The organism is Clostridium sp., from assembly GCF_036781005.1.
Taxonomy (GTDB): domain Bacteria; phylum Bacillota; class Clostridia; order Clostridiales; family Clostridiaceae; genus Clostridium_B.
In genome coordinates this window covers 1-17,957 of sequence record NZ_DAIQBT010000035.1, presented here as the reverse complement: position 1 = coordinate 17,957, position 17,957 = coordinate 1, and the positions used below count along the sequence as shown (strand labels likewise).

26 protein-coding genes and 1 pseudogene are annotated in these 17,957 nt (G+C 32.7%); 3 read left to right on the top strand and 24 right to left on the bottom strand.

All coding sequences use genetic code 11. The features are described from left to right. Nucleotides 1–6: 6 nt before the first annotated feature. The 22 genes and pseudogenes from V7Q02_RS12825 to V7Q02_RS12720 all read right to left on the bottom strand — a co-directional run bounded on the left by V7Q02_RS12825 (nucleotide 7) and on the right by V7Q02_RS12720 (nucleotide 15,310). Nucleotides 7–651 carry a CatA-like O-acetyltransferase gene (locus tag V7Q02_RS12825; RefSeq protein ID WP_333861429.1) on the bottom strand — a complete coding sequence of 215 codons (645 nt, stop codon included), beginning with the start codon at nucleotides 649–651 and terminating at the stop codon, nucleotides 7–9. 120 nt (nucleotides 652–771) lie between these two features. Then, nucleotides 772–1,533, bottom strand: a complete 762-nt coding sequence (locus tag V7Q02_RS12820; RefSeq protein ID WP_333861428.1) for a peptidase MA family metallohydrolase — start codon at nucleotides 1,531–1,533, stop codon at nucleotides 772–774. A 75-nt stretch (nucleotides 1,534–1,608) separates the two neighbouring features. After that, nucleotides 1,609–1,869 (bottom strand): hypothetical protein, encoded by a 261-nt coding sequence (locus V7Q02_RS12815; RefSeq protein WP_333861427.1) that lies wholly within the window; start codon nucleotides 1,867–1,869, stop codon nucleotides 1,609–1,611. Nucleotides 1,870–2,160: 291 nt separating this feature from the next. Then, the gene (locus V7Q02_RS12810; RefSeq protein WP_333861426.1) at nucleotides 2,161–3,288 is read right to left on the bottom strand and encodes a hypothetical protein; all 1,128 of its coding nucleotides are present in this window, start codon (nucleotides 3,286–3,288) and stop codon (nucleotides 2,161–2,163) included. A 1-nt stretch (nucleotide 3,289) separates the two neighbouring features. Continuing rightward, nucleotides 3,290–3,925 carry a hypothetical protein gene (locus V7Q02_RS12805; RefSeq protein ID WP_333861425.1) on the bottom strand — a complete coding sequence of 212 codons (636 nt, stop codon included), beginning with the start codon at nucleotides 3,923–3,925 and terminating at the stop codon, nucleotides 3,290–3,292. Between the two features lie 2 nt (nucleotides 3,926–3,927). Continuing rightward, nucleotides 3,928–4,077 carry a hypothetical protein gene (locus V7Q02_RS12800; RefSeq protein WP_333861424.1) on the bottom strand — a complete coding sequence of 50 codons (150 nt, stop codon included), beginning with the start codon at nucleotides 4,075–4,077 and terminating at the stop codon, nucleotides 3,928–3,930. Continuing rightward, complete coding sequence (locus V7Q02_RS12795) at nucleotides 4,055–5,035, bottom strand: phage tail spike protein (RefSeq protein ID WP_333861423.1); 981 nt, start codon at nucleotides 5,033–5,035, stop codon at nucleotides 4,055–4,057. Before V7Q02_RS12795 ends, V7Q02_RS12800 begins: the two co-directional genes overlap by 23 nt. Further along, entirely contained in the window at nucleotides 5,035–5,193 is a 159-nt protein-coding gene (locus V7Q02_RS12790; RefSeq protein WP_333861422.1) for a hypothetical protein, read from the bottom strand. The genes V7Q02_RS12795 and V7Q02_RS12790 overlap by 1 nt, the downstream gene beginning before the upstream one ends. 21 nt (nucleotides 5,194–5,214) lie before the next feature. Next, nucleotides 5,215–5,583 (bottom strand): distal tail protein Dit, encoded by a 369-nt coding sequence (locus V7Q02_RS12785; protein WP_333861444.1) that lies wholly within the window; start codon nucleotides 5,581–5,583, stop codon nucleotides 5,215–5,217. Beyond that, nucleotides 5,580–8,204, bottom strand: coding sequence for a phage tail tape measure protein (locus V7Q02_RS12780; RefSeq protein WP_333861421.1), 2,625 nt, complete (start codon nucleotides 8,202–8,204; stop codon nucleotides 5,580–5,582). The genes V7Q02_RS12785 and V7Q02_RS12780 overlap by 4 nt, the downstream gene beginning before the upstream one ends. A gap of 202 nt (nucleotides 8,205–8,406) precedes the next feature. After that, nucleotides 8,407–8,691, bottom strand: coding sequence for a phage tail assembly chaperone G (gene gpG, locus V7Q02_RS12775; RefSeq protein WP_333861420.1), 285 nt, complete (start codon nucleotides 8,689–8,691; stop codon nucleotides 8,407–8,409). Between the two features lie 24 nt (nucleotides 8,692–8,715). Continuing rightward, a complete protein-coding gene (locus V7Q02_RS12770) occupies nucleotides 8,716–9,276 on the bottom strand; it encodes a major tail protein (protein WP_333861419.1) in 561 nt (186 codons plus the stop codon). 254 nt (nucleotides 9,277–9,530) lie between these two features. After that, nucleotides 9,531–10,562, bottom strand: coding sequence for a helix-turn-helix domain-containing protein (locus tag V7Q02_RS12765; RefSeq protein WP_333861418.1), 1,032 nt, complete (start codon nucleotides 10,560–10,562; stop codon nucleotides 9,531–9,533). Nucleotides 10,563–11,013: 451 nt separating this feature from the next. Next, nucleotides 11,014–11,331 carry a hypothetical protein gene (locus V7Q02_RS12760; RefSeq protein ID WP_333861417.1) on the bottom strand — a complete coding sequence of 106 codons (318 nt, stop codon included), beginning with the start codon at nucleotides 11,329–11,331 and terminating at the stop codon, nucleotides 11,014–11,016. Further along, nucleotides 11,328–11,465, bottom strand: coding sequence for an HK97-gp10 family putative phage morphogenesis protein (locus V7Q02_RS12755; RefSeq protein ID WP_333861416.1), 138 nt, complete (start codon nucleotides 11,463–11,465; stop codon nucleotides 11,328–11,330). The genes V7Q02_RS12760 and V7Q02_RS12755 overlap by 4 nt, the downstream gene beginning before the upstream one ends. Nucleotides 11,466–11,710: 245 nt before the next feature. Beyond that, nucleotides 11,711–11,989, bottom strand: coding sequence for an HK97-gp10 family putative phage morphogenesis protein (locus tag V7Q02_RS12750; protein ID WP_333861415.1), 279 nt, complete (start codon nucleotides 11,987–11,989; stop codon nucleotides 11,711–11,713). Continuing rightward, nucleotides 11,982–12,304, bottom strand: a pseudogene (locus V7Q02_RS12745) (phage head closure protein). The gene V7Q02_RS12750 and the pseudogene V7Q02_RS12745 overlap by 8 nt, the downstream one beginning before the upstream one ends. Beyond that, nucleotides 12,301–12,828 carry a head-tail connector protein gene (locus V7Q02_RS12740; RefSeq protein WP_333861413.1) on the bottom strand — a complete coding sequence of 176 codons (528 nt, stop codon included), beginning with the start codon at nucleotides 12,826–12,828 and terminating at the stop codon, nucleotides 12,301–12,303. Before V7Q02_RS12740 ends, V7Q02_RS12745 begins: the two are co-directional and overlap by 4 nt. A 67-nt stretch (nucleotides 12,829–12,895) precedes the next feature. Continuing rightward, nucleotides 12,896–13,372 (bottom strand): hypothetical protein, encoded by a 477-nt coding sequence (locus tag V7Q02_RS12735; protein ID WP_333861412.1) that lies wholly within the window; start codon nucleotides 13,370–13,372, stop codon nucleotides 12,896–12,898. Nucleotides 13,373–13,485: 113 nt separating this feature from the next. Continuing rightward, complete coding sequence (gene rsgA / locus V7Q02_RS12730; RefSeq protein ID WP_333861411.1) at nucleotides 13,486–14,568, bottom strand: ribosome small subunit-dependent GTPase A; 1,083 nt, start codon at nucleotides 14,566–14,568, stop codon at nucleotides 13,486–13,488. Nucleotides 14,569–14,740: 172 nt separating this feature from the next. Beyond that, entirely contained in the window at nucleotides 14,741–14,926 is a 186-nt protein-coding gene (locus V7Q02_RS12725) for an HTH domain-containing protein (RefSeq protein ID WP_333861409.1), read from the bottom strand. Between the two features lie 225 nt (nucleotides 14,927–15,151). After that, nucleotides 15,152–15,310: a hypothetical protein gene (locus tag V7Q02_RS12720; protein ID WP_333861407.1), complete on the bottom strand. Its 159-nt coding sequence runs from the start codon at nucleotides 15,308–15,310 to the stop codon at nucleotides 15,152–15,154. 344 nt (nucleotides 15,311–15,654) lie between these two features. Between V7Q02_RS12720 and V7Q02_RS12715 the strand changes: the two genes are divergently transcribed. Together V7Q02_RS12715 and V7Q02_RS12710 are read left to right on the top strand one after the other, a co-directional pair. Continuing rightward, on the top strand, nucleotides 15,655–15,924 hold the full coding sequence (locus tag V7Q02_RS12715; RefSeq protein WP_333861406.1) for a helix-turn-helix domain-containing protein: 270 nt from the start codon (nucleotides 15,655–15,657) through the stop codon (nucleotides 15,922–15,924). Nucleotides 15,925–16,026: 102 nt separating this feature from the next. Continuing rightward, the gene (locus V7Q02_RS12710) at nucleotides 16,027–16,179 is read left to right on the top strand and encodes a ribbon-helix-helix domain-containing protein (protein ID WP_333861405.1); all 153 of its coding nucleotides are present in this window, start codon (nucleotides 16,027–16,029) and stop codon (nucleotides 16,177–16,179) included. Between the two features lie 90 nt (nucleotides 16,180–16,269). On the opposite strand, the gene V7Q02_RS12705 is transcribed toward V7Q02_RS12710, so the two are convergent. After that, nucleotides 16,270–16,665 (bottom strand): hypothetical protein, encoded by a 396-nt coding sequence (locus V7Q02_RS12705; protein ID WP_333861404.1) that lies wholly within the window; start codon nucleotides 16,663–16,665, stop codon nucleotides 16,270–16,272. Between the two features lie 281 nt (nucleotides 16,666–16,946). Here V7Q02_RS12705 and V7Q02_RS12700 point away from each other — a divergent pair, with 281 nt between their 5' ends. Further along, complete coding sequence (locus tag V7Q02_RS12700; RefSeq protein WP_333861403.1) at nucleotides 16,947–17,348, top strand: hypothetical protein; 402 nt, start codon at nucleotides 16,947–16,949, stop codon at nucleotides 17,346–17,348. Nucleotides 17,349–17,414: 66 nt separating this feature from the next. Here the strand turns inward: V7Q02_RS12700 and V7Q02_RS12695 are convergent, their stop codons facing one another. Then, nucleotides 17,415–17,609: an alpha/beta-type small acid-soluble spore protein gene (locus V7Q02_RS12695; protein WP_333861402.1), complete on the bottom strand. Its 195-nt coding sequence runs from the start codon at nucleotides 17,607–17,609 to the stop codon at nucleotides 17,415–17,417. Between the last annotated feature and the right edge of the window lie 348 nt (nucleotides 17,610–17,957).

The window sequence follows — 17,957 nt, the reverse complement described above, 5'->3', positions numbered from 1 at the left end:
CACTATTTAGAGATATCGCTCTGGGTTTGATGATATTTCTTGTACATCTGAAAAAAACAATGAACAATGGTATCCATCAGCAACTGCATGGTGAACCTGAATAGTTACTGGCATAACAATTTTATTACCTTCTTTAAAAAACTTTCCCCATGTTACCATTGGAAACAGAAAAGAACTACTTCCTTCATTATTTACATTAGAAGATGTGTAATTAAACCATTGCAAACATGAAACAATAAAAAAATTATTTTGGAACTGAGTAGTAAAATTAGTATTACTTTTATAACTATTTAATGCATTTATCATATCCTCGTAAAAATTCAAAAACACAGTATTAAATGCTGTATATAAATCGCTCATTACTTTTGTTTTATCATTTAATACAGAATAGCTTGGGCCAATTTCATCAAAGAATCCTAATCTGTGTTCCTTATCAAATGCCATTTTAAATTCTTGATACTTATTTATAACTTTTGAAACAACCCATGTAAAAGTTGGATAAAATCTCAACTTATTGGTTTTTATATAATTATAAAGATTTGTAATACCAATATTAACAGTTATACTGTATGTACATTTTGCATTATTAAAGAAATGATTAAAGCACTCTGTTCTCTTCCAAATATTCATATTAATTATATTAAAGCCCATAATTTATTTCCTCCTTGCTAATAATCAATTACTATCATTCAATCCAAGTGGTATGTTAACTCTTAATTGATATCCTTTCAAAGTATATTTATTAAATGTAAATATGAAACTTATAATTGTCTAATTTAACAAGTAGTTGATTTTTATATAATCAATCCATTTATCTTGAAGTTCATCTTTGGTTATTCCAAAAATCTTTGCAAAACTATTTGGTGCTTTTATTAAGTTACACAACTTATTATAGCCAAATAATTTAATTATTGATTCTACTATAGTATATGAGTATTGATACCCATTACGTTTGAAAAACGTTTCAAAGTCATCCCCTGTATCTAAATCGTTAAATGTAGGAAGAATATTATTTACCAATCCATTTTTAATAGTTTTTATTATCCAGTTTTCATTATTGTCTTTTGCTTCATAACATGCAATCCCTTCATTCAACCACCTTGGTGTATTCTTATTTATTTTATTTACTATGATATGTACAAATTCGTGAACCGCTGTATTTAATACATTATAAAAATCTGAACCTGGTGGCGGATTTAAAGGTGACGCTATTACAATTTTGCCTATCCCAAGTCCTCCTCTTACCCAATCAGGTGCATTGGGAAATCCTAAAGCTATATGAAGTTGATTGTGATCTGGATGAATCTCTATAATCAATCTGTCTTGAAGTTGTTGATTGAAATTATTAGTAATTCTATTATAATTATTTTCAAGAACATGGAAAACTTCATCTATACATTTATTGTCAAATTTAGTGTAATGAATTATGAAATGTTGAGTTTCTTTTCTTAAATTTAATTTATAATCTTTCTCTGTATACATATTTTTAATTTCTATATTATCTAAACATTCTTCTTCTATTTTTCTTGTCATTTTAGTTCTCCCCTTTCAAGATGTTATTCGTATGCAATATTTTATACTCCCGTCATAACTAAGTATATTATGTTTTTACTTCTCATTTTCGTATCTCACAACAAATTTACTATTAGGCAAATAATAAAGTTTATATTTATTTTTTTCTATAGGTTTAAAACTCCAGGGATTATATTGATATTCTTTACCATCTAAAATAAATGAATTGAAAGGCCCTGTTATATAGGTTTTTTCTACTGTTCCCTTATAGACTAATAAGTCTCCATTCAAAGCGTACCTTATATCTTTAATTTTAGGCAGCGTAATATCATAAAAAAGTGATAACACTAACGGCATTAATATGATTATTAATATCAGATAACTTTTTTTCCTTTCCTTTAGAAATAATTTTAAGCCTATTATTACTTTAAAAATGCAAAAAATATACAAAATTAATTGAAAAAATAAAGTCCCATAGAAATAGTTCATTAAGCTTACAACCACCTTCTCTAAGTATTATTAAATTTTCAATTCACCTATTTTATTAAAGGACCTCAATAACTTACAACTTTGACATAACTAATTCTAGTATATCATGAAATTTGAGGGAATATAAATCATCTGAAGAATTTTTAACCAATTTCTCTTCTACACAGTACTATAGTTAACCATTATCTCCTTTAATTTGAAAACATCCGTACTTGAAGTAATTTCCATATACCATGCAAATCTTACCTTCTTATCTGAAAGACCAAGAGATGTCCATTGTGCTTCAGCAATTCCTTGAAGCACTGAAACTGTCATCCCTTTAGTCTTCACATCCTCCATATTTGTTATATCAATTAGCATCCATGAACTTCCATTCCACGATTTCCATGAAGTTCCACTATCTACACTTACTATGAAAACTATGATTCCACTGCCTGTGTTATCTATAGTCACTACTGCATTAACTATATCTACTATATATGCTTCAGTAAATAAAATATCTTCTTTCATCTTCACAATTACAGGCTTTGGCTTAATTATTTGAGTCACCACAGGTGCCACCATCTCAGTTATAGGTGACCATATTTTCAATATTGGAGAAGTAGATATAAGTCCTGTCCTTTCTTTATGGTAATTGTCATCACCATAGTTTTGGAATTTATCTGCGGTTAGTGGAAGTTCTGAAACCTTAACATAACTTGAAGATGAGGTATCCCAGTGTTTAATATCATTTCCATCTGCCATGAGGTATTTAATGTTTGGCTGAATATAGGAGCCTTCCTGAATAGTGTATGCCTTTCCCTGCTCCTGCCCCAGGATAAAAGCATAGGATTTATTATTTTCAATGGTTAAAGTGGTAGTTCCTAATGTTGGATTCACAAAAGAATTTGTTCCCGTATTAGGTATCAACTCAATAACAAGTACCATGGCACTGTCATTAAAAAGTATCAGCTCCCATACTAAATTAAGAGTCCCCCAGGTGCTGTACACTCCATGACCTTCCCATCTAATTCTAAAGGTAAGTTTACCATTTACAGTTTCCTGGCAATAATAGATATTGTCCGCCCCTGCATCCCTTCTATTTATTTTTAGCTGCTCGGTTGCCCCGGTAAACCCAACCCATGAGTTGCCGTTTGTTTTAACAGTAGTCCTACAATTTACTCCATTGTAGTAAAAGTCAAAACCTATATCCAGAAAACTTACAGTATTGTCATCATTATGGCAACTTATTAAAGTCATTCCACTGTTTCCTTTTGGAGCAATTATAGTGCTGCTGTATACTCCCATTCTACTTCACCTCCAGTTTTTCAATAGCTTGAAAATTACTGCTGTCTAAAAGTTCAAAGCTGTACAGTTTTCCTGAATCTATGGTTTCATTAACCGACGTACCTTCATAAACTGTTCTAAAGTAAAGTCCGTCATTATCTATTGTTAGAATATTTTCATCTATCACATATTTGTCCTTATACTGATAAGTTAAATATAAAATATCACCATACTTTTTGATTGAAAGGGCATAATTTGTACTCATCTGTCTTCCACTACTGATTGCTGCTATATCTGCTGTTTGATGGGTACCTAACATTGAAGTTATAGGATTTTGTAACTCAGTTTCAATATAGTTGCCCTTAATTTTACTGAAATATAGACCGTTCATATTTACAAAACTTTGCTTCTCAAAACATTCTGCATGTGGTGAATCTGAGTCTAAACCGCCCTGAAGATTTCTCCCATCAATCATGCGCTGCAAGTTAAACATTGGTATGCTTAATATTCCTGTATCCGCCTTTAAAAATACAGCAATATAGTGTGCCCCCTGAGATACTTGAGGGATTCCAAGGGGTATTCCAATTGTATTATCTCCCTGCTGGAGCTTTTGTTTTGGGGTAAATGGAATGTCCCTATTATCAAGCTGAATCTGCATGGTTAAAGTACATACAGCATAGAGCTAAAAGATTCTGCTACTTTATTACCAAGTTCATCTAATGTAGTTTTAATAGATGCCGTATCAAGCTGGTTTAATATACTGTCTTTTGGCTGACCAAGTTCAACTTTAACATTTACTCCAGTTAACATTTACTCCAGTTAAAATGTCCTTCTTTATTTTAACTACAGGGACTTTTACATCTATTTCAAAGTCCTTATGCCTTACTATAACTGTATCTCCTATATTAGCTGTCTGGAGATGTTTATAATTTTCATATTCTTTAGTCTTACTAAGTTCAACAAAATCTACATCAATGCTCACTTTACTTAACCCTATTACACTTGCGGCTTCCTGGGTAAGTAGTCTTAAAGTAACTTCATCCTCTGCATCCTTAAACTCTACCTTTTTTATAATAGGAAAGGGCGGGTACTTTTCACTGTCCCAGTTAGGCACACTTATATATTTTTCAGTAAGTTTTATGCCATCTTTTCCTACGGGGTAGAGTTTTGTTACAACACTTGTGGTATCTATATTGAACTTCAGGCCTGATATATTTTTACCCTGTGCAATTAAAACTCCTGCATCTTTTCCAATGGAAGTGAGGATTTTAATATCAAAGTTATCCCTTTTAAGTTCACCGCATTCCCATATATTGATTATAGAAAATATAGCTTCTACTGGATTCTTTTCTTCAAGGCTGATCGAATTAGCTGTTATAATATCACTGTCTACTGTATATATGGTAAGCAAATCTCCTATTAAAGATTTCTCAAGAGCTGTTTTTACACTGCAGTTCTTACCTTCAATACTTTCTATAAAATAATAGGAAAGGGCATAGAATATATGCTTTGCCCACACTTTAATAATATTTTTATCATCACTATCTTTTTCTACCATATATATTCTAAAGAGCTGTCCGTCTGCTTTTATTATGTTCCACTCTACTAGGTACTTTGATTTTTTAGAACTTGCAGGATACTCTAGTTCTAATGAAAACTCTCCATTTAATTCTTCTGTTACATAGCAGCTTATGGCTTCACTTAAAACTCCAAGGCCGTTATTATTAAAGTTTCCTTTGGTAGTTTTTTTATCGTAGATGCAGATCATTACAGCCACCGCCAGTTGGGTAAAAGTTCTACTTTAGTAACACCGCCACTCCACTCTATAGTATTTTCACCTGACTTTAATTTTAAAAATTCACCTGTCATCTTGCTATTTAAATTATTTCCTCCATCATCATAGCAGTCCTGTATAACTGAGTTCACTATGACCTTTTCGGTTATATCTTAAAAAGTTATCTGGTCTTCATTTATTTTTAAAACTATATCACCGGAGCCATAAATACTTATTACAGGTTCGCTTTCTAAGCTCCCCGGATTAGTTACAGCTGTACCTGAAGTATTTAGAGTTACCATATTATTTCCCACTGCATATTTAAATGGCCTGCAGTTAAATATTATGGGAAACTGACTGAAATACCTATAGACCTGTTTAAAATCAATAGCATTTACCACCTGTGCAATGTATTTTTTATCTGCTTGAAAGCTGAATATCAGATCGCTTTCATCTGCCCCAAAAAGCCAGGCTTTAATATCATCAATTTTATCTGCTACATTTAAATTATCTTTTACAGAACATTCAACGCCTAGTGTTATATCTTCAGCTGTTCTATATCCTTATCTGTGTTATTAATGAAGTTTTCTATATGCAGAGTAAATCCCATGTTACTATTTGAATCTCTACCCTGTGCTATCGTATTGTTATCTGGTACTTCTACAGATGCCCTAGTATTTACTTTCATATCCAGTGACAGTCCCCTTACAGCTTCTATTACTACGGACTTACTTTTATTTATGCCCTCAGCAAAACCACTCATAAAATCCGGCATCCAGCTTTCATAGTCAGTAAGTGGTCCTTCATCTGGAACTGAAAAATGCAGATAGCTCCTTATTTTAGCTGCCAGTGCACTTACCGCATCTTGAACTTTTCCTGCATCTGACCTTATTCCATTTACAATTCTCTGAACAAAATCTGCCCCATATTTCCACGCTTCAGATGGAAGACTTGCTAAATAACTCAAAGCACTATTTATGCCACTTTCTATAGAACTTTTCACGCTTCCTATGGTACTACTTACTCCCTCTTTCATTTTGGTAAACATATTTGAGCCACAGCTGTAAAGCTTACCGGGCAGTTCAGAAAACCATGATAAAATGCCATTCCATAGATTTATAACCACTTCTTTTATATTTGCACAGAGGTTTATTACAGTTTCCTTTAATTTAGTCCAGGCACCTACAGCTGTGTTTTTTATAGCTTCCCATATATTTGCAAGGGATGTCTTTATATTATCCCATGTGCCAAGGGTACCTTCTTTAATACTGGTACAAAGGTTTAATACTGCCTCCTTTAATTTAGTCCAGGCATTTATCGCTGTATTTTTTAAAATCTCCCATATATTTATCAAGGCTGTTTTTATATTGTTCCATATGTTTTCTATATCTGACTTTAGCTTTGTAAAATTCCCTGTAACTATATCAAGAATTATAAGTACAGCACCCAGTATAATATTTTTTATAATGTCCCAAGTATTTTGGAATATAGTCTTATAAAAATTTAAGGCTGGCTCTAGAAAACTCTTTATTTTCTCCAGTGCATTATTTATGGTAGTTTTTATATTTTCCCAGACATTCATTACTGTGGTTTTCACACTGTCCCAGGCACCTGCCATAGATGTCCTTATATTTTCCAGGGTATTACCTATGGTGCTTTTTAGGTTTTCCCAGGTATTTACCGTTGTAGTTTTTACATTCCCCCAGGCATTAACTATAGAGGTTTTTATATTTTCAAAAACAGCCGTAAGATTGTTCCAGAGGTTAGAAGCTCCCTGCTTGATAACATCCCAGTGTTTATAAATTTCATACCCTGCAACTATGGCAAGACCTATTCCAATTACCCAGGGGTTAAATACCATTCCAAGTATTTTAGACATACCACCCAAACTGCTTGCGGCAGCTGATACCTTAGAAATGGCCGAGGATATCTCACCTACAGCTTTTACCACACTGCCAATTGCAACCAGGACTGGACCAACTACAGCAATTAGTGCACCTACGATGAGTATTATCCTCTGGGAACCCTGGTTCAGTTTTCCAAATGCCTGTATCCATTCATTTAATGTGGTAATTATAGGAGTTATTACAGGGAGTATATTCTGCCCCAGGGTGGCACCAAGTTCTTTCAAGCTCTCTTGAAATACCCTCATCTGGTTGGCAGCACCTGCACCTGTTCGTTCAAAATCGCCATGGGCATTTTTAGTTTTATCCATAACATAGTTATATCTAAGCTGTACTTTTTCAGCTTCTGTCATATCCTGGGTTCTCTTTTGTATATCCTTAGAATAGGCATACTGCTGCAGGTTTGCATCTGTCATAACTACCCCCAGCATTTTTAAGCTTTCTGTCTCACCTGTAAATATGCCGTTTAAAGCATCCTCTGCCTGTTTTATATCAATGTTTTTAAAACTTGATAAGTCACCTGCAAGACCAACAAGGGACATAGACATCTTTGCAGCTTCTTCCTGACTTAACCCCATACTTGTTGCCATATCCCCATAAAGTGCTGACATATCAAGGGCTGTTCCCCTTGCTATACCAAAGCTTTTCAAAGTGGTATCTGACCAGTCCTTTACCTTTTGGTTGGCACTTCCAAATGCAACCTGAACTTTGTTCATGCTCTCAGCTGTGTCTGAGGCAAGCTTTACACTTGCAGCCCCTGCGGCAACAAGAGGTGCAGTTACTGCAAGTGAAAGTTTGCTTCCCACATTTGAAAACCCTTCACCTACAGTTTTCATTTTACTTCCTATACCATCTAGACTTTTACTTAAAGAAGTCCACCTGCTGCTTTGTGCCTCTATTTCTTTATTTGTCTTTGAAAGTTCATTTTCCATCTGTGAGAGGGTCTGTTTTGCTTTATTTAATTTTATCTCAAGGTCTTGGGTAGCTTTACTGTCTTTGCCTTTAGTCTCGGCACTTTTGGTGTAGGCCTGCTCAAGGGTACTTACCTTTTGCTTTTGGAGTTCTAATTGTTTTGAAAGGCTTTCTGATTTTAATTTAAGCCCCTCAAGACCTTTTCCATTTTCTCCAAGGGCTGCAGTATTTGCTTTAAACTCGCTGTCAAGTACCCTAAGGCTTCTGTTAATACTGCTTATACCATTTTGGAACCCACTTGAATCCAGTCCTATTTTTACCGCCAGACTTCCAAGTTCTTCTGCCAACTCTCCCACCACCTCTACAATATATTTAAAACGGCATTTAAATTTTTCCTGTATTCCTTGTTAGCCCTGTAGATTAAAATATCAAAGTAATAAAATATATCCATGCCGTCAATATCATTTAATGTCCATCCCTGTCCTAAAAGCTCCAGATAGATCTCTTTTACAAAGTCAGGCGGAGACAGCTTTTCACTGCTGCCCCCGCTTACTTGTTTGGGAACTGGTTTAATTTATTTCCCAGGTTTCCCACTATTCCATTTATGCTGTTATTTAAAGTTTCTATAAGTTTATCTGCATCTAGTCCATCGTAAAAATCATCCCTTGTAAATTTATTACCGTAAAGCTCTACCACAAAATCAACTAAGCCGTCTAAATCCTTTGTCTTTAGGTTGTTAAAATCTATATTTTCATTTATCTCCATGGCCTTTCTAAGTATACGTGTTTTTACACCTGGCATAACATAGGTTTTATCGTTTAATACTATTTCCACAGTTCATCCCTCCAATCTTTGATATTAAGCTCCTGGAGCATATACACTGGTAAACCAGGAAACCCCACCTGTAAAGCCGCTGTCTTCATCAGCTGTGTATTTCCATCTGCCGTCTGCCCTAGTAAGGAATGTACCTTTAAGTTTTGGTGTCTGGAATTTTGTTTTATCTTCCTGGGTTGAATGTTCTTCTTCAGGTTCACTAAATTTTCCTTTAAGAAGCCATACATATCTATACTTTCCATTACCCTTTTTCACCTTAAATCCTACTGCCACATAGGGAGCTATATCATCAGCTTCATAGCTCATTACTTTAGTTTCTGCATCTAATGTATGACCTAAAAGTACTGCCTGCACTTCTAAAGGCAGGTCTTGAGTTTCAAGTTCTACCTCTCCCAGGGTGGATACTGTTTCAACTGCCCTGTTATCAGCATACAAAGTATCCGAATTACTTTTTGGATTTATCTTTACATTTATTACCGGTGAAATTAATGCCAGTGTACCGTAGATTACTGTGGTCTCATCCGTTAAAACTGCATATACTAAATTTTCTACCCCTATAGGTGGACTGTTTACTATTCCTGACATAGTTTATTACCTCACTTTCATTAATTTAATTTTTTAACACTATAGTAATTAAAGACATAAAAAAAGGGCATAAGCCCTTTCTAAGTTGATGAATAATATAAGAACAATGTGAACTAGCAAAAAATAGTAGCCCCGACCCGCAATTAGAAGCTGCTATTTTTATATCATAAAATTATCCATTACCAATCATTTTCAAATGATATAGTTTTTTCATTAAAAAAGGATACACTCAACTCTTTTTGCCAGCTTTAGTGTTATTCCAACAGAAATTTTATTCTAGAATCATTTTTGATAAAATCAAGGGTTTTATCTTTTTTAAATTCCCCTTTTACTGCTTTTTCATATTTATCTTTGTCCCAAGTGTTTGTCACATTAAATTTAATATGCTTATAAAGCTTTGACTTCATAGAATTATCCATGCTACTTGCTTCATTTACCATATTTATAATCATTTCAATAGCTTTTTCTTTATCCTGTTTTTCTCTTGCTAAAGATAAATCTAATTGATATTTATTGTATGCTCCTAAATCAAATACATCAGAAACCTTTTTAGCACGCTCTATGTATTCTTCTGCTTCACTAAATTTCTTTTCCTTGTATAACAGTGCTATTATAAAAGATAAAGCAGCAAATGTTTTATGAGCATTTTCCCTTAATATGCCTTCATAGATGCCATAGGCCTCATCAATTTCCCCGCTACTTTCAAATAATAATGCCTGTTGAATTTTTTTGTCTACATCTACTTCTGGAATTTTATCTAATAATTCTTGAGCTTTTTTATACTCTTTTTTCGCCCTATACATTGCTGATAATTCTAATTTTGCCATAGAAGCTGTCTTTTCTTTATTACTTCCTGCTACAAGTTCAAGCCAAGTAATAATTTTTCTTTCATATTTATCTTTTTCCTCAATTTGAGGTGCCAATAAATATATTCTTAATACCACTGATATCCAATATGTCAACTCATCACAACTTGGATATTGTTTAATTAATTCACTGGCCTTTTCAAAAGCCTTTTGGAATCCCTCTTCTGATGCCATTTCACCTACCTCTCTTGTAAGCTTTTTTACTTCTACATCTGTTAATTCCTTATTAAATGCTAATAAAGTATTAACATCAATTTTTAAAACACGTGCAAGAGGTGCTAACAGTGTTATATCTGGACATGATATTCCGCTTTCCCATTTATTTACTGCTGGTGCACTTATATTCAAATAATTAGCAACTTGTTCTTGAGTAAGATCTTCCTTTTTTCTATAATTTCTAATAACCTCACTTATTCCCATAAAAATAACTCCTCCATTTATTTGTATATCTAATTAACCTAGGACTTCGTTAATTAAATGATATCAAAGCTATATAATTTAAACAATTGAAGCATTTTCATCTTTTATTTATAAAAATTAACTACTAGTTAATTTAATTCTTCTAATAAAAATATTTAGAGTCTTAATTGTGGTACGATTCAGCGTTCCTAATCATAATACTTTTATGCTGTTAAGAACTTATCCGTAAATAATTTTGACCTTCATATAAATAAAAAAATTCCCATAACTTTATCGAGTCCATAGCTATTTTCAGTCATTGTTTTTCATAGCATCTCTCTTTTTAGATGTGAAAATTTATTTAGGGACAAGCTCTAAGTCGTCATTAATTGCAACTACGAATTATCTTATAAATTTATTATACAATTAATTTTCTATTCTTATAACACTATTTTAATCTATCATAGCTAACTTATATATATAGGAATCTCAATGCCTTGTGATATATTTTAGTATCTTCCTCAAATAAATCAGCCGCAGAGGTTCTCCTAAACCCTGCGGCTTTCATAAGATTTATTACATTTTCTACAAGTTCTGTATAGTCACTTTTACTCCACACATCTATTTGAATATAATAGCCTGTTTCCTTTTCTTCATTATCTTCATACTGTTCCCCTTGCTCTAAGTAACTGAAAAAAGTTATATAAGTACTTTCCTTTCCCCTGTATTTTTGAAATGAAACAGGAACCCTGAGTGGTCTTAAAGCTTGGAGAATTAAACTATTTATCACTTAAGTCCTCCCTTCAAAGTATTGGCTATAGTTTTTCGTATATTGGCTTTATTTTTCTCGTAGGCTGTCTGCAGGAATGGTCTTGCAGACATTTTAGAAGTCCCAAATTCAATAAATTTCAATTTTGTTATCATAAAGGCTTTTTATCCTCTATTTCTATATGTCATCATATAGTTCGGCATATATTTTCACCTTCAACTAGATTTTAAATCCATTGTTAAGGTGCCAAACACTCGTGGGAGAATTATATTCTATATACAATAGTTTCATCTCCTATGCTCTACGATACTTCAGACTTTTTAACTTCTGCAGTTATCCCGGTATTAACTTGTTTTAAATAAGTCTTCTACCGGTATTGCCCGATTTTCAATGTATATTTCTATACAAGGCAGCAAATTTTACCGTAAAAAATCTCTGAATTATCTCCCCTATCAACGCCTACAAGAATATACTTTACCCCTTCTTTCTTTTTAACATTGGTTATCTTAAGACCTTTTTTAAGTTTCCCGGTTCTTACAGGCACATTTGCCTTTGCATCTTCAAGTACAGGTTCTGCAGCATTTTTGAGTGCTTTATTTTCTAACCTACTAATGTTTACACCCATCTGCTGAAGCTTATTTAATATTTCATCCACACCTGTAAGCTCTATACTAGCCACTACTTTCCACTTCCAAAGCTTTTATTTCCATATATCTATTCCTATATTTTATATTATCTATAGAAGTTATATTGTACTGTTTATCTCTAAATAATATCCTCATGCTTTCAGTAATATCTTTAATAAATCTTATAGTAAATTTAACAGTTTTCTCTGCCTGGACAGCTGTAGCTTGAAAATATTCTCTTCCATAAAGATTTGATACCCCTAAACAGTCAGGTGATCCTCCCATACTTCCTCTTCAAAGCCATTTTCATTTGTAGAATTTGTAAGCTTTTGAAGTATTATTTTGTGCCTTAGTTCCTCTGTTCTCATATTGGTATCACCCTGTTCATACTTAATAATGAGTTTCTCGCCTCTTGGATTTTTCGCCTTTCATCAGCTTTGTAATCATCATAAAGAAGCCTCATGTGAAGTATCATTGTCCATTTAACTGTTTCGGGAACACTTTTCCCATTATCTCCAAAACCTGCAGTAAATCTAATTCTCACCCCACTGGCAGTCTGCAGTGAAATTGTTGGCCATAACCTGCAGTAAGCAAGCATTATTCTATTAACAAAGCTGTCCCTGTCAACAATATAGTTACCCGGGTCAAATATAAACTCTTTTCCAGCTGTATCATAGTACTTAATGCTTTCCACACTTTGAACTGGTGAGGAGTTCTTAAATAAAATATAATTGTCCCCCGGAAAAGAATCCAGCACAAGGTCTAAAATTTGGGTAATGTATTTTTTGTTTTGAAAATCTTCACAAAACTCCCTAGCCTGCTTAATCATGCTGCATAAAATAATATCATCATCACTGCCTGATATCCTTAAATGCTGTTTTGCTTCTTCCAAAGTTATAGGTTCTGCTGCAGTGGTGTTATAATTTTTAGAGCCATAAAATCACCTCAAAGGTCTAAGTTTAATCAACTACTGCTGATAGCACATCTTCCTGTGGATATTTATTCTCCAGTATAAATTCACCACCTGCAAAGTTTGTAGCCTGGGAACTTGCTCCAACTCTTATATTCAAGCAGCAAAAGCCATTATTTATATCAAGTTTAGCCGGGTCAATATGAAATATCACCTGTTTATTTTTTGCAGTATTGGATACGGTATAGCTTACCCCATCTGATTGTCTCACAGGTTTATCACTTATTGATACATCTTCATTTGCAAGTATTGGAACATTATTTACTAAAGGCTTTGCACCAGTTCCCTCCACATCCTGTGCCTGGTACAGAGATATTTGTGTCTCATGCCCTGCTGTCTGGGCTAGATTTACAACAACAGTTGCTGTAATAGAATTTTTAAGAGTCACATAATCACCTGTTATTGCAGTGTTTGTGGTTTTAGGTTCAAACACCTGTACTACTTTATATTTTTCAATTATTGCCATAGTTTATTTTCCTCCTTTAAAATTTATTGATATAAATAGCAAAAAGACTCACTGGTAAGCAAGTCTTTTTACCATCTTTCAATTTATGAATATTACGAAGCAATTTCACTTTATTATCGTCTTCTATTCTTGCCTTTAATAAATTTTCGAGCCTCTTTCATAGCTCCCATGCTACCAAACATTTTATTTATTTTTTCTCTTTCCAGTTCTTTTGAATTAAGTTCACTGTACCTTAACTCTCTTTGAAGTTTTTTATAGTTTTCTAAACGCTCTATATCAAGCTCACCTTCTTCTATAGCCTCTCTAACAGCACATTTAGGTTCATTTTCGTGTCGACAATCTGAAAACTTGCACCTTTTAGCTATTTCTTCTATATCACTAAAAGATTTATCTAAATCTGCACTTATTATTCCTAATTCTCTCATTCCAGGGGTATCTATTACAACTCCACCATCAGGAACTAAAATCAATTCCCTGTGAGTAGTCGTATGCCTTCCTTTATCATCATTTCTCACATTATTTGTTTTTAAGAACTCATTACCTGTAAGTTTATTAATAAGAGTAGACTTTCCAACACCTGATGAGCCAATAAAAGCTATAGTTTTACCATTTATAATATATTTTTTTATAGCTAAATATCCATCTTCTAATACACTACTTGTAACTACTATATCTATACCGATGGCAATAGACTCAACTTCTAAAATCTTACTCTCAACATCATTGCATAAATCGGATTTTGTTAATACTACTACTGGTGTTGCCATACTATCCCAAGCAATTGAAATATATCGTTCTAACCTACGAATATTGAAATCATTATTTAGAGACATACAAATAAAAACTATATCAATATTAGCAGCAACTATCTGACCTTCAAGCCTTGTTCCTGATACCTTTCTCTCAAAATAACTTTTTCTTGAAAGAATTCGATGAATAATTGCATTTCCACTCATATCAGTAGTTCTATCTACTAAAACCCAATCTCCAACTGCTGGGTAATCAGTAATTGAATTTGATGAATAGTTCAATTTACCAGAGATTTTAGCCAATATTTCTCCATTTTCAGTAATTATTTTATACATATCTTTATATTGAGTAGATACCCTCGCAATATATAAGTATTTTTCAAATATTTCGGCTTCATGAATATATCTTTCATTTAAACCCAAATTATATAGATCTATTTTATCCAATTCTTATTCCTCCCATATTATTAAATAAACAAACTTATTACAGAGGGGAGGTTTTAATAGCTATTCCTTATACACCTCCCCCATTTGCTACAATTGGCATTTTAGAACATTTATTTATATTTAACACAAAACATCATACCTTTCTTTTTCAAATTTTTAATCTAGATATAATTCAAATTAATGAGCATATTACTTTATATATTCTTGCACCCAAAGTCTGCCATGGAGTCTTACCAGAAGTGGTCACTTTATCTGAATATCCTAATTCTACAGCAGACCTCCAAATATCATTTATTGATAGTGGTCTCATAACAGATTTAAATGTATCCTTTGCTAAATCGACGAAACTGTATCCCATATTATCTACCTCATTACATAAATCTTAAATGTCATTGCTGATATTTCTATGCAAAGCCATTAGCCATATTATACCATACAAATATGTAAAACTCTAACCTTAACGCAAAACCTCTTAGATGTATACAAAATAGAGGTGTTTACTACGGATAGATATTTTCGCAACAAATTGATTTGATAGATAATGGACAAGCACTTGCTGTAATGACAGGTGCTTGTCTACTAATTAAATGTATTCACTACAAATTCCATCTTCTTTGTTCCCGGTAACAATAATCTCAATTTTATATATCTCTCGATCGATGTCATACTCACTCAATTTTTTTAAATTCAACCCATTTAATTCTTCAATCAATTCCTCCTTCATTAACTCATCCTTAGTCACTTACAGTCCCCCTTGTTTTACATCTCTTTTGCAGAACATCCGTTCTAATCAACTATTATAATAATACCATAAAATTACTAATATATCCACATGATTCTTGTACATTCTTTTTTCTTAAGACTTTATTTACCATCTAAAAATCCCCCTATCCTTGATATTTAAACGGTGCACCTTTTATGGTTCTATTATAAGCCCATTCGTGTCCGGTCTGACCGGACAGCAAAATATTTCAATCGCCAATATATCTTATGATTAGGGATTATTATAATTATTTACCTCTATTTTAATTCTAAATTTTAATTTAGAATAATAAACATAAAATATATGTTGAATATGTAGGTATTATGCAATTATTAATCAAAAAGTATAGGGAAGAAAAAGGAATATCTTTGAGACAATTACAAAAACTTACGGGAATTTCTAGAAGTCAATTAAATGATATAGAGAATAAAAAAGGTGACACAGGTTTAGAAAATCTAGCCAAGATAGCTGATCATTCAGATGTATGCACGAAAGATTTATTCACAGATTGCTACGACTTGAAAACAACCTGCGATAATAATTGTAGAAATTGCCACTACTGCAACAAAAGAAAACTATGGTTAAGAAAATAATTCTTGCTTCATTTTAAGTCCATCACTGTGATGGACTTTAGTCCCACAGTCCGCCACCATATATATACTTTATTTAACTTTATATATATGGAGGTTTTGAACTTGATAAAAAAGGAAAATACAAGGATTAATGTTGTCATACCTAAGAAAATACATAAAATGCTCTTGGAAGAATCAGAATATGAGGATCGCTCTGTGAGCAATTTAGTATTAAAAATAATAAAAGAGCATTATAAAATAAAAGAAGAAGACTAAAAACCCCAGCAAATAAAGCTGGGGTTTTATTATTACATTCTATATTCGAGAAAGGAAGAGCGACTACTAAACTCTTTCTTCAATCTCCTGTTATCTTACACGTATGAACTTCTTAAGGCTGGTAAATAACTTACTATCTAATTTTATTGTCTTCTCAATTAGTTCATCCCCTGTCTCAGTTATTTGATAGATAGTAACTTCTCTGATATTATCTTTTGAAAATGCAGTTATCATCACATCCCCATCAGATGTAATAGAAAATTCTGCATGTATTCTTAAATCTGGATTTATAATATCCTCAAGTCTTTTCTTTAATTTTTCTTTGGAGTTTTCTATCGCATTAATATTTTCTTTAGACCATTCTTTAAAATGGCTCTTGGCACTATCTTTATATCCTTTCAAATCCATAATTTCGTTACACTCATTACAAGGATATTTTCCCCCATCTATGTCCTTGAACATGCACTCTTTACATTTCGTAGCCATACCCTTATCCCCCTACTTTAAAACATCACTAAGGTAAATTCTAGCATAAGAATTGCACTAATATTAAGGTTTAAAGTAATTACATGGATTTACACGCTATGGAGGTATTTGGAATGACAGAGTTTAGAAGTGGAATTATGAAATACACCACAAAATAAAATAGTCAAATAACAACATAAAATTCACATATTTATTCCAAATTATACCCACAATCATCAGATATAATTTTTTAAGATGAATTATTTAGCAATCTAAAATAAATTTAAGACAGGAGGATTAAAATGTCTAAAACAACAATTATAGATAATGAATATGCGTCTTTATGGTATTATCCTGAAACAAAAATTGTACATCATCAAATAAAAAAGTACATATACGGTGAGCAACTTCAAAATTTGTTAAGCAAAGGAACTGAAGTATTAAAAAAGAATGGAGCTCAAAAATGGCTATCAGATGATAGAAGTAATAATGCTTTAAGGCCACAAGATTCAGAATGGACCGATAATGTTTGGTTTCCTAATACAACTAAAGCAGGTTGGAAATATTGGGCATTGGTACAACCAGAAAAAACTATTGGCCAAATGAATATGAAAAAAAAGACAACTTTTGTCACTAATGCTGGAGTTGTAGTCAAAGTATTTAGTAATCCAAATGAAGCAATGAAATGGTTAGAAAGTCAATAAATTGTTTTAATAAAAATAATCTAAAAAGCCTGCACCCCATAAAGGTACAGGCTTCTCATTACTTTATTATTTTAAGTCTTCTTCATAGGCTTTAATCATTTTCTTAACCATGTTTCCACCTATAGAGCCAGCTTCTCTGGCAGTTAAATCTCCATTGTAGCCATCTTTTAAATTTACTCCAACCTCTCGGGCTGACTCCATCTTAAACCTATTCAAGGCTTCTCTGGCTTCTGGGACTACTAACTTATTGTTACGTGTCATGATAAACACCTCTCTAAATAGTAATCTTTGATGCTACATTTAAAGTTTGTGCAGTTCTATAAAAAATACTCTAGGTAACTGGATGAACTTTTGGAAAATAAATATAAAATGTTTAAAGTTGGGTATAATACTAATGCGTAACTAGAATTCTTCTAATATCTTACTGGCTATATTTTTAATATGCCTCATAATAAAAGCCCCGGATAATTCCAGGGCTTTTTGAATATAAAACTTTGTCATTTATATATTCCTAAACTTTAATTATTTTACCTTTTATATATTGTATGCAACTCAAAAAAATTGGTCATACTATTACTATAGTTATCATTTCAAATTTTTTAGCTGGCC